This is a genomic window from Sphingobacterium prati (genome assembly GCF_013167215.1).
Taxonomy (GTDB): Bacteria; Bacteroidota; Bacteroidia; order Sphingobacteriales; family Sphingobacteriaceae; genus Sphingobacterium; species Sphingobacterium prati.
In genome coordinates this window covers 1-10,099 of sequence record NZ_JABJWY010000026.1, presented here as the reverse complement: position 1 = coordinate 10,099, position 10,099 = coordinate 1, and the positions used below count along the sequence as shown (strand labels likewise).

The following is a 10,099-nucleotide window of genomic DNA, read 5'->3' as shown; positions in this document are numbered from 1 at the left end:
TATAAGGCTTTCACCCAGCCCAGTCAGTTCATATTCTACTTTCAGCGGAAGCTGATCAAAGACGACTTTATTAATCAATCCATGTTCAATCAATTGGCCAAGCTGCGCATCAAGTACACGACGGGTTGCATTGGGGATTTTCCGCTGCAGCTCACCCGGACGCTTGATACCTGAATGTATTGCCCAGAGCAGGTTTATTTTCCATTTGCCCTGAACGACCTGCAAAAACAGATGTAAACCACAATCTAAATTGACAGGAAGCTTTTTTTCGTACATAGCTGATATATTTTACGAAGGTATAAAGTGAGTATAGATAAATTTATCCGTAATTGACACGGTTACTTTATGCCCTTAACTTTGCAACAAAGTAAATATAAAAATATGAAATACAAGTTATTTGGATCAAAAACAGGACTACATGCCAGTGAAATAATATTGGGAGCAGCCAATTTTGGAACAAGAAAAGGCTACGGAGCCGATCCTGAAAAATCAAAAAAGATTTTAACAGCTTATGGAGATGCAGGTGGTAATTTTATCGACATATCTGATGTTTACCAATTTGGAGAAGCAGAAGAAATCGTTGGTAATTTTATACAAGGCCGGCGAAGCAATTTTATTATCTGCTCAAAATATACCAGAAGCAGCGACCCCAGCCCGGCAATCAGTAATTTTGGAAATAACCGTAAATCCATGCGTCAGGCTGTTGAACAAAGTCTAAAAAGGCTGAAGACAGACTACATCGATATTTATATGCCTCATTATGATGATGGAGTAACTCCATGGGAAGAAATAGCCATGGGACTTCAAGATCTGGTCAGAGAAGGAAAAATAGTGTATGCGGGGCTCACTAATTTCCCGGCATGGAAGGCATCGGCCATTGCATCAGCAACAAAACTCAGTGCTTTACAAATTGAATATAGTTTGTTGCAACGTACAGCAGACCGTGAACTGATCCCAATGGCAAAGGAATTTGGTCTTGGTTTGATGATGTACTCGCCACTAGCTGGCGGACTACTCACCGCAAAATATAGAAAGGGAGAAGCCGGGCGAATCAGCCATTCTTCTGGCGTTGAATATTCGGAAGACGAGAAAACCAAACTGATCATTGATCAACTGGTGTCAATCGCGGAAAAATATAATGCAACTCCCGGTCAGATCGCTTTTGCATGGAATTTATCAAAAGAGGCATTCCCGTTATTGGGAGCACGCAATATCAATCAATTTGAGGAAATTATAAAAGCAGCAGATGTCACGTTAACTCCTGAAGAACGAACGAAGCTGGATAAATTAAGCTCCATTAGCCTCGGGTATCCGCACGATCTGCTGAATACGGTACGTGGTTAAGTTACCGAATAAATAACTACGTGCTATTTATTAAAAGAATCCCAGTCAATATTATCCTTTGCCCATTGTGCTGCGGAAATCATTTCAATACCATGTTTGAAATTATATGTCACCTCCAATGGCCAAGAAACACCTCTACCGGCACCAAAGATTGAACGGTATTTTTTCACGAAATTAGTAGGATCATCTTTAAGGTCCTGCTGTATTTCCGTCATATCCGAAAGTGTACGATCATACTTTTGCCCTGAAAGCGATTCAGCGATATCCACCAACTGTCCATAGGTGATCGTATCTCCACCAATATAAACGATCTCATTCTCAATCGCTGGCTCCGCAAAAAATATCTCAGCGGTAAGTTTTCCGATATCCTCAGGCGTTGTGACAGTAACCGCAGTATCCCAGCCCCCAATAGCATTGAAAGATTTCTTCTCCATATCCAAAAGGCCGAAAAAGGGTTCAAAAAGATAGCTGGTAAACATACCGGTGGAAATAATAACCCAATTTGTAGCATTTTGTGATCGAAGAAGCTCACGTACATCGAGCTGTTCGTCAAATAGATCCTGAGCACTCCCCCGGCCTATCACTTCAAAATCAACTCCAAACTGCCACGGAAAATATCTTTTCACTCCAGCATCCAAAACAGCATTTGCCAGCTTCAGCTGAAAACCACCGGCACCGCTTCCATAGCCCGTACAAGAAACAACAGCATCGTAATTTTTAAAAATAGCGACAAGCTCTGAAGAGGAAGCAGACAGATCTCCTGCAAGTAAATTAACACCCAATTCTCTGAGTTCGGCTATAATCTTTTTCTTATCTGCATCTTCAGAATTTATGGTTGCTTCTCTAAGCAGAACTGTAACTGTTGTACCGCTGTAGTTTTTGGCTTTATTTGCCATATGACGGATGACAGGCACTCCTAATTCACCTGCTCCCAATATTAAAATTGATGTGTTTTTCATTTCAAAAAAAAATTGTCAGGAACTTAATCCATTACTAATGGATTAAGTTCCTCTTTCTTAAGCAAAGTTACGGAGTCCAATGCTGTCAAACAATAAGTTATCTCGATGTGAGCTGCTTACATCGATGTTAGTCTTTTGAGAATTAGGCAGATTAATTTTCGTTTCTTAGAAGTTCTATTGTCAAAATAAACTATCTTTAAAAAGCAACAAGCGCGTTTTAACTAAAAAAGATAGAACAATGACTGATAACGAAATAGCTGCGGCCTGGGATGATATTTGCAAAGTGCTGAACAAAGACCAGGAAGACCTGAAACGTGATATACTTAATCATATTGGTAATAAATGGTCACTTTTTGTTATTCATGCTCTTGGAATTGACGGTAGGATGCGCTTTTCGAATTTGGAAAGCCATATTAAGGGTATCAGTCAGCGGATGCTGACAAAATGTTTACGGGAACTAGAAAGAGATGGGTTGATATCAAGAAGCGTTTTTCCTGAGGTACCACCAAGAGTTGAATATGAGCTCACCGAGCTAGGTAAAGGTCTTTTGGTCCAAGTCACACCACTCTGGTTATGGATTGCACGTCATACCGAAGAACTGACAAGTGCGAGGACAAATTATGAAAAACATAATGATAAGTAGCCTTTAGCATTGACATTTGATGGTTTCCTCAGCACCAACAGCCCGATGATACCCGGCTGCAGATAACGCATCACGTAAGTTCGACTTTTGAAGCACAATTCCGGCAAACCTCACTTTTTGAGCAACTTTCCCTATGCAATGATTTTTTATGGTTCAAATAGCTGAGATGACTTTCTGAAACAGCGCAAAGGGGCGTACTAAATAATAGAAAAATCAGGATCATAAAACGTAATCGATAGTAATTCTTAAAGTATATGAATTAAATTTGATTTTAAAATTGCGTCGCATGCCAAAAAGAGATTCTATTTTAGTGAACAGCATGAATTCCAGCAGCAGTATGGCTGTTGGAATATGGGATGGTTCAACTCCGGGTATCCTAAAAGCACTGAATCCGCATCGGCATGACCACTATACCTGCATGCTTGTTGAAGCTGGACAGCTGGAAGTCCTATTTGATTTTGAACAGCTGATCATGCCCGCGGGAACGCTTTTTGTCTGCCCTCCGCACCAGGTCCATCAGATCACTACGGCTTTAGGGGCATCCGGTTATTACATTTCTTTCGAAGGCCATCATATGACGAGGTCAGCCAGGGACATTCTTGATGCATCTCTAAATGAAACCATTATATTGTCCCTCTCAGCGGCCGAGCAACAATGGTTTAGGTCAATCCTGGACTCCCTAAAAAATCTGGATAGTATAAACAATACCGCGAATAAGGAAGTGCAACAACCCCTGCTGTCAGCTTTTATAACGCAGGCGGTAATTTGTCACCAGAGTAAATTAACAGCAGGGCCCATAAGTCATAGCCCTAGGATTATCAGTATCGCCAACGAATTCAGAAATCTCGTCAAGCGTGATTACCGCAGCCTTAAACGGCCCGCAGCATATGCCCAGCAGTTAAATATCACCGTGGCCCACCTAAATGATGTTATTAAAAAGGTGACGGGCTTATCGGCATCCGCACTGATCCAGAAGGAAATACTGAGCGAGGCACAGCGCCTGCTCTATTATTCACGATTGAGCATTAAGGAAATTGCGGTGCAGCTAGGCTATAAAGACACCAAGTACTTTATCAGGCTTTTCACAAAAAAAGCTGGACGGTCACCGGGCGATTACAGAAAGACACTACGCTCCAATCCAGACCTGGATTAGACAACCTATCCTATCCAACTCAAACACGGCTTATTTTTTTGTCCACCCTTTACCTTTGTTTGTCAGTTTTCCTGCATTCATTTTTTGATCAATTTTGTACTGTAGATAACAGTATATCTTTTAATATTAATTCTTAGGTCTTATGGAAGGTCATAATTTGGCAGCAAGCCCGACTTATAAATTATCAACCACACCTGAGGGAATTGTCGACTCTCTTTTGGATCATTTTAATTCCAGGGATATGGAAACCATGCTCGGCTTCTATGAGGATGATGCAGTCGTTATCAGTACCCGAGGTGAGCCCAGACGCGGAAAAATAGCGATCGCCCGTGAGCTGCAGCAGTCCTTCGGGTTTGGATTGCCGATGGAAATTGTTGCCCGGAATATTTATTCGACGGATAATCTGGCTTCACTGGTCCTGCATTGGAAAATCGCCGGGACAGGAAATAACGGCGAAAAAGTAAATATTACAGGAACTTCAAGCGATTACGCCAAGAAAGGGCCTGACGGATATTGGCGATACTGGTTTGGAAATCCATTCGGCGTGCAGGTACGCAGCTTATTTTAATCAATTTTACAAATTAAATAGTTCAGATATGAAAATCTTAGTAATCGGTGGTACAGGTCTTACCGGGAGACTGGTCACAAAAAAGCTGGCAAACCTTGGTCATCAGGTGATCATTGGTTCACCTTCACATGGAGTGGATCTCATGACAGGAGAAGGTCTTTCGCAAGCACTGGAAAATACGGAAATAGTAATCGATCTATCCAATTCCTCCTCTCCTGAAGAAGAAAATGCAATCCACTTTTTTCAGACCGCAGGAAAGAATCTGGTAAAAGCGGAACTGGCTGCAAACATCAGGCATCACCTCGTACTTTCCATTGTCGGAACAGACCATGCGCTGGAGATAGGATATCTTCGCGCAAAGAAATACCAGGAAGACAACATCAAAAACTCGGGAATACCTTATACAATCATTCGTTCAACACAGTTTTATGAGCATACCGATGCGATCATTGCCGTTCAGGGACAGGGTGACGAGGTATTTGTTTCGAAGATCGACTATCAGCCCATTGCCCTGGAAGATGTCACAGACTACATTGTGCAGTTTGCGCTCGAGGAGCCTAAAAATGGAACAGTCGAGATTGCGGGGCCTACAAGGGCCAATATGGACGATTTTGTAGCAAAATATGTCGAGATATCCGGGAAGCCTATAAAGGTTGTTTCTGACGAGGACAGCAAATATATGCATCTTGTTGTTCCTAGATCACTGCTCGTCCCTGCTGAAGAATATAATGCAGGTAAGATTCATTTTGAGGACTGGGCGTTAAGTACTTTGGAAAATTAAATTCGGTTCTTAACGTGTATATTATAATTGTTTCCTAAATAACAAGATGCAGGCCATTTACTGACCTGTATCTTGTTATTGTACAGTATGCTGGGCTCATACAGCTATTTAAATTGGCCTTACTTGATCATGGCTTTTTGATTGATAAGGGTTTTCAGTGCTTTACCATACTTGACCTCTTTAAAAAGTTCTACTGACAAACAACGCCCGGCGCTTAGTATCATTGATGATATTACCAATAAATCGACAGTGCTATCTTCCTAATTTTGTAATAGGTTTTAATACAGAAAAATGAAAGCAGTTATTTTAAAAAAACAGGGCGATATTTCGCAATTGGAATTAAAAGATCTACCCATTCCAAGCCCCGGAAAAGATGAAGTATTGGTAAAAGTAAATTCCATAGGGATTAACCCAACAGATATTTATGCCAGGACAAATGTAGCATTGGATTATATATTTAACGGTGAATCACCAAAAATACTGGGTTGGGATATCGCAGGTGATATTGTGGAGCTGGGTGAAGGTGTCTCAGACTTTGCAGTAGGAAACGCAGTTTTTGGTCTGCTCAATTTCCCGACTTCTAGCAGCCCAGGACATGGCAAAGGGTATGCAGAATATGTAGTTGCCCGTGTCAAGGATATTGCGCTGAAACCGGAGAATATCTCTTATCAGCAAGCTGCCGCTGTGCCTCTTGCCGCTTTAACGACTTGGCAACCTCTAAATAAAGTCAGAATTAAACCCGGAGACCGTGTTCTGATTACAGCAGCAGGTGGCGGAGTCGGTCATCTGGCCATACAGATTGCAAAGAGCTTCGGAGCATATGTTATTGCGATAGCCTCAGGTTCAAAAAAAGATCTTCTTATGGAACTTGGTGCGGATGAATTTATAGATTATCAGACAACAAATTTTTTGGATATCCTTCCGCCTGTGGATTATGTAATTGAGGCCTTGCGTGATGAGCATATCGAGCAGACCATCAAAGTGCTCAAGAAGGGCGGAAACCTACTGAGTTTATGGAACCACATCGAGGGAACAAAATGGGAAGTTTTGGCAAAAGAAAAAAATGTCAACATTTTCTACAACGCAGTAATATCAAGTGGAACGGACATAAAAGCTTTGGCCCATTTAATGTCCAAGGGTATCCTTCGACCGTACGTTTCAAAAACATTTAAACTTGAAGAAATGGCGCTAGCCCATCAGGAAATGGAGACAAACCATACAACCGGTAAGATTGTTGTTAGTTTGTAGTAGGTTTGCAGCATGATAACTTTTGGCAGATATACTGCTTGATGTCCCGGTAACAAAAAAATCTTATCAATTCTGATAAGATTTTTTTGTTTAAAAGCCAGAAGATAAACTTATTGAAAGCGCTAGATACTTTCAATAATTAATTTACGGTGCCTTTTTCCCCACTCGATCATCTGGTTTATCAGTAAGGCGTATTCTTTGGAATATTCAGTAAATTCGTATTCGATGATGACAGGACTGTCAGAATACGCTCTTCTTGTAATAATCTTATTATCCAGAAGCTCTTTTAAACTCCTGGATAGCATTCTTGTAGTAATCCCCGGAATACTGCGTTGGATATCCTTAAAATGCTTATTGCCACTGCAGATTGAAAACAGAATAGGCAACTTCCACTTCCCTCCGATCACATATATGGTGTCCTGCAGGGCCCGCGTATTTTCTGCGGTCAAAGGAATGACATTAATATCTTTCATATTTTTTTATTAAAATTATTAAAATATTTTCAATGATCAGGCAGTCAACTCACTGATTTTCTGCCCTTAAATTCAAATCACAGGTGGTTCCACCTGTGATACCGCTAGGCTAACGGTAAATAATAAAACCTTAAATTTGTCTATCAAGTGGTATGCATTACAGTTTTTATTACGATGGGCCGAAAAAAAAATTTTATTGAAGAAGATATACTGGACAGATCGATTGTTCTTTTTCAGCAGCTGGGTTATCACGCAACCTCACCTGAAGAACTCGTCAACCATCTTAAGATCAGCCGCTCAAGCCTATATGCAACATTTGGTGACAAACGCGGTCTTCTAATAAGGGCTCTCCATCGATATTCAAAATTAACCACTGACGCCCTTGAGCAGATCAGGCGCAATGCCAAAAACCCGAGGGACGGTATCAGCAAGATCTTCGATCTGGCTGTCAAAGGATGCTACCACCCCGGAATGCCCAATGGATGTTTCCTTGTTAACTCCATCATTGAGTTCGGTCCGCACGATGAGCAGGCACTCCAGATCATTCAGCAAAGCTATAATGACAGCAGGTATGCAATCTTTCATTTCCTGGAAATGCTAAAGAACTCCTCTCCTTCGCACAGCGATCTCGATGTGGAGACTATTACCGATTACCTGGTCAATACCATGTCAGGAATGGTCGTATCCACCAAAGCGGGTATGGATGAAGAGGCCTGCCGCAAAATGATCGAGCAGACACTTTCCATTTTAAAATGATAAAAACCGGGTTCCATTTCCGAAACCCAGTTCCCCTTATTAATTGATAGTAGTTTAAACTAAAATATCCAATATGGTTCTTTTAAGCTGTAGTCTGGTGATCTTCCATCCTTGTTCTGTTTTAAGTAGTTCCAGATGGTAATGACCAAAACCATGCAGCTTTTTGTAGGGGATCTCTTCCCTCTGCGCAAAGTTGATCAGATCTTCCATTGCCCATATCGCTGTGGCACGGTGTTCGGACAACAGTTCAATTTCTGGGCTATGCACGTGATGGGCAGAGCGGGCACCTTCCAGCACTGGTGCGGTTACATTCACCATTTCTTGGGGACTGTTAAACTCAAAAAGCCGCTCGCCTTTTTCTCCTTCGAAGAGCATATGGACATTTTCGTCAAATAATTCTTTAAAGGAGTTCCACTGCTTTGTATCGACGAACCTGGTGTAGCGGGCCATTACTTTTTTGATCTCGACAATTGCAATGAGATCTTCATGACTTAAATTTTTCATAGCTATAATTTATGCGCTGATACCGCCGTCAATTACGATACTGCTACCGGTAATATAGGAAGATTCAGGTCCGGCAAGGAAGTTTGCAAGTGCAGCAATTTCCTCCACCTTTCCAAGACGCTTAAGCGGAATAGCATTTGTATAAGCCTGACGGATCTCCTCATCTTTGGGCATCATATCTGTATCAGTTGCACCGGGCAGAATTGCATTCACTGTAATATTTCTTGGGCCAAGATCCCATGCAAGCCCTCTGCTGTATGCCGAAACCGCGGCTTTGGTCGCAACGTAATCAGCCATACCGGGGCCTCCTATTCTATTTCCTCCAACGGATCCGATGTTGATGATTCTTCCGCCATCGGGCATGAATTTAATAACTGTTCTAACCGCCTCAGCTACAGCGCGGATATTCACGTCTATCATCTTGTTGTAGCCTTCAGCCTGAAGGGAAGCTTGGTCAATTGTTCCTGGGATGGCGACAGCGGCATTATTTACAAGGATATCAATCTTTCCGAACTTGGCATTAGCCTGACCCAGTGCACTTTCTAAACGGCCCGCTTCTGAGGCATCAGCATGGATGGCAAGCGCTTTTACCCCATGCGCTTCTATTTCCGCTACAATCTTTTCTGCTTTTTCTGTTGAGTTGGCGTAGGTGAATACGACATTGGCTCCTTCGGAAGCAAAACGTCTTACGATTGCTTCTCCCATTCCTCTTGTACCGCCTGTTACAAATGCGGTCTTATTTTCTAGTGTTTTCATTGTTTTAAAGTATATTTCAATTACTGGAATTTTAGTTCCAAAATTAGTCATTATGAGGATCACTTTTTAAGTTGGTATCACCAATGATATTTAAACAAGCGGGCTTATAAACTAATTTCTAACTTTGTAGATCCGATGTAATTAACTTTTCGGTTTCCCGAAAACCATATACAATGCAGAAAAAAGCATTATGAAATTGACGATATGTGAAGGAAAAGAAGATTGGGGAAGATTATAAAACCATTCCACCGTCCATAAGGATTTCCGTTCCGGTCATGAAACTTGCCACATTGTTATCTGAGAGATAAATAACAGCTTTAGCTACATCTTCCGCAGACCCCATTTTTTGTAGTGGGATTCCGCTGATTAACCATTCATTAAGACCTTCCAATGTTTTTTCGTCCAATCCTGCTTTGGTCATAATTTCCGTTTTTGTTGGTCCCGGACTTACCAAATTTACTCTGATTTTTCTTGGTGCTAATTCTGCAGCAGCGGTTTTTGCAATGGAATTTAATGCTGCTTTGCTTGCCTGGTAAATCGAACTATTGGGTTTAGAGGTTGTCGCGACGTTGGATGAAAGGAACACCACTGAAGCACCATCGTTCAACAGAGGAATAAATTTGCTTAAGGTAAAATAAGCTCCTCTGAAATTAATGCCTTACATTGTCGAAGTTTTCAGCACTCATAGTTTCGATCGAACCTAAAGTTCCGGTGATTCCGGCATTAATAAACAGAATATCAACTTTTCCGAATTGCTCTTCAACTTGGGTTTTGAAATTGTCGATGTCTTCCAATTTCCCTTGATCCGCCACAAAAGAAATAGCTCCCAACTCTTCAGCAGCCTTTTCAATGGCTTCTTTTCGTCTTCCGGTAATAATTACTTTTGCTCCTTCGGCGATTAACTCTTTTGCGGT

14 protein-coding genes are annotated in these 10,099 nt (G+C 41.5%); 7 read left to right on the top strand and 7 right to left on the bottom strand.

Annotated features, from left to right (window positions below):
• A partial coding sequence (locus HPC41_RS07815; RefSeq protein ID WP_172393120.1) for a winged helix-turn-helix transcriptional regulator occupies positions 1-276 on the bottom strand: 276 nt, incomplete at its 3' end.
• Between the two features lie 105 nt (positions 277-381).
• Between HPC41_RS07815 and HPC41_RS07810 the strand changes: the two genes are divergently transcribed.
• On the top strand, positions 382-1,344 hold the full coding sequence (locus HPC41_RS07810; RefSeq protein ID WP_172393487.1) for an aldo/keto reductase: 963 nt from the start codon (positions 382-384) through the stop codon (positions 1,342-1,344).
• Between the two features lie 23 nt (positions 1,345-1,367).
• On the opposite strand, the gene HPC41_RS07805 is transcribed toward HPC41_RS07810, so the two are convergent.
• Complete coding sequence (locus HPC41_RS07805) at positions 1,368-2,303, bottom strand: aromatic alcohol reductase (protein WP_172393486.1); 936 nt, start codon at positions 2,301-2,303, stop codon at positions 1,368-1,370.
• Between the two features lie 238 nt (positions 2,304-2,541).
• Between HPC41_RS07805 and HPC41_RS07800 the strand changes: the two genes are divergently transcribed.
• The 5 genes from HPC41_RS07800 (at position 2,542) to HPC41_RS07780 (ending at position 6,696) form a co-directional block, all read left to right on the top strand.
• Positions 2,542-2,946, top strand: a complete 405-nt coding sequence (locus HPC41_RS07800) for a winged helix-turn-helix transcriptional regulator (protein WP_172393485.1) — start codon at positions 2,542-2,544, stop codon at positions 2,944-2,946.
• A 286-nt stretch (positions 2,947-3,232) separates the two neighbouring features.
• Positions 3,233-4,099 carry an AraC family transcriptional regulator gene (locus HPC41_RS07795; protein WP_172393484.1) on the top strand — a complete coding sequence of 289 codons (867 nt, stop codon included), beginning with the start codon at positions 3,233-3,235 and terminating at the stop codon, positions 4,097-4,099.
• 142 nt (positions 4,100-4,241) lie between these two features.
• The gene (locus tag HPC41_RS07790) at positions 4,242-4,667 is read left to right on the top strand and encodes a YybH family protein (protein ID WP_172393483.1); all 426 of its coding nucleotides are present in this window, start codon (positions 4,242-4,244) and stop codon (positions 4,665-4,667) included.
• A gap of 28 nt (positions 4,668-4,695) precedes the next feature.
• Positions 4,696-5,448: an SDR family oxidoreductase gene (locus HPC41_RS07785; RefSeq protein ID WP_172393482.1), complete on the top strand. Its 753-nt coding sequence runs from the start codon at positions 4,696-4,698 to the stop codon at positions 5,446-5,448.
• A 291-nt stretch (positions 5,449-5,739) separates the two neighbouring features.
• Entirely contained in the window at positions 5,740-6,696 is a 957-nt protein-coding gene (locus tag HPC41_RS07780; RefSeq protein ID WP_172393481.1) for an NADP-dependent oxidoreductase, read from the top strand.
• A 122-nt stretch (positions 6,697-6,818) separates the two neighbouring features.
• Here the strand turns inward: HPC41_RS07780 and HPC41_RS07775 are convergent, their stop codons facing one another.
• Positions 6,819-7,169, bottom strand: coding sequence for a winged helix-turn-helix transcriptional regulator (locus HPC41_RS07775; RefSeq protein WP_172393480.1), 351 nt, complete (start codon positions 7,167-7,169; stop codon positions 6,819-6,821).
• Between the two features lie 174 nt (positions 7,170-7,343).
• On the opposite strand from HPC41_RS07775, the gene HPC41_RS07770 reads away from it, so the two are divergent.
• Entirely contained in the window at positions 7,344-7,925 is a 582-nt protein-coding gene (locus HPC41_RS07770) for a TetR/AcrR family transcriptional regulator (protein WP_172393479.1), read from the top strand.
• A gap of 54 nt (positions 7,926-7,979) precedes the next feature.
• Here HPC41_RS07770 and HPC41_RS07765 read toward each other — a convergent pair whose 3' ends face one another.
• The 4 genes from HPC41_RS07765 to HPC41_RS25550 all read right to left on the bottom strand — a co-directional run.
• Positions 7,980-8,429 (bottom strand): nuclear transport factor 2 family protein, encoded by a 450-nt coding sequence (locus HPC41_RS07765; protein WP_172393478.1) that lies wholly within the window; start codon positions 8,427-8,429, stop codon positions 7,980-7,982.
• Positions 8,430-8,438: 9 nt separating this feature from the next.
• Positions 8,439-9,185 carry an SDR family NAD(P)-dependent oxidoreductase gene (locus HPC41_RS07760; protein ID WP_172393477.1) on the bottom strand — a complete coding sequence of 249 codons (747 nt, stop codon included), beginning with the start codon at positions 9,183-9,185 and terminating at the stop codon, positions 8,439-8,441.
• 232 nt (positions 9,186-9,417) lie between these two features.
• Positions 9,418-9,840 (bottom strand): SDR family oxidoreductase, encoded by a 423-nt coding sequence (locus tag HPC41_RS25555; RefSeq protein ID WP_425501175.1) that lies wholly within the window; start codon positions 9,838-9,840, stop codon positions 9,418-9,420.
• A partial coding sequence (locus tag HPC41_RS25550) for an SDR family NAD(P)-dependent oxidoreductase (protein ID WP_216660699.1) occupies positions 9,836-10,099 on the bottom strand: 264 nt, incomplete at its 5' end. The genes HPC41_RS25555 and HPC41_RS25550, both read right to left, overlap by 5 nt.

What these genes read in the sequence shown, in the direction of transcription:
- HPC41_RS07810 (WP_172393487.1), top strand. Translation starts at nt 382, where the DNA reads ATGAAATACAAGTTATTTGGATCAAAAACAGGACTACATGCCAGTGAA.
- HPC41_RS07805 (WP_172393486.1), bottom strand. Translation starts at nt 2,303, where the DNA reads ATGAAAAACACATCAATTTTAATATTGGGAGCAGGTGAATTAGGAGTG.
- HPC41_RS07800 (WP_172393485.1), top strand. Translation starts at nt 2,542, where the DNA reads ATGACTGATAACGAAATAGCTGCGGCCTGGGATGATATTTGCAAAGTG.
- HPC41_RS07795 (WP_172393484.1), top strand. Translation starts at nt 3,233, where the DNA reads ATGCCAAAAAGAGATTCTATTTTAGTGAACAGCATGAATTCCAGCAGC.
- HPC41_RS07790 (WP_172393483.1), top strand. Translation starts at nt 4,242, where the DNA reads ATGGAAGGTCATAATTTGGCAGCAAGCCCGACTTATAAATTATCAACC.
- HPC41_RS07785 (WP_172393482.1), top strand. Translation starts at nt 4,696, where the DNA reads ATGAAAATCTTAGTAATCGGTGGTACAGGTCTTACCGGGAGACTGGTC.
- HPC41_RS07780 (WP_172393481.1), top strand. Translation starts at nt 5,740, where the DNA reads ATGAAAGCAGTTATTTTAAAAAAACAGGGCGATATTTCGCAATTGGAA.
- HPC41_RS07775 (WP_172393480.1), bottom strand. Translation starts at nt 7,169, where the DNA reads ATGAAAGATATTAATGTCATTCCTTTGACCGCAGAAAATACGCGGGCC.
- HPC41_RS07770 (WP_172393479.1), top strand. Translation starts at nt 7,344, where the DNA reads ATGGGCCGAAAAAAAAATTTTATTGAAGAAGATATACTGGACAGATCG.
- HPC41_RS07765 (WP_172393478.1), bottom strand. Translation starts at nt 8,429, where the DNA reads ATGAAAAATTTAAGTCATGAAGATCTCATTGCAATTGTCGAGATCAAA.
- HPC41_RS07760 (WP_172393477.1), bottom strand. Translation starts at nt 9,185, where the DNA reads ATGAAAACACTAGAAAATAAGACCGCATTTGTAACAGGCGGTACAAGA.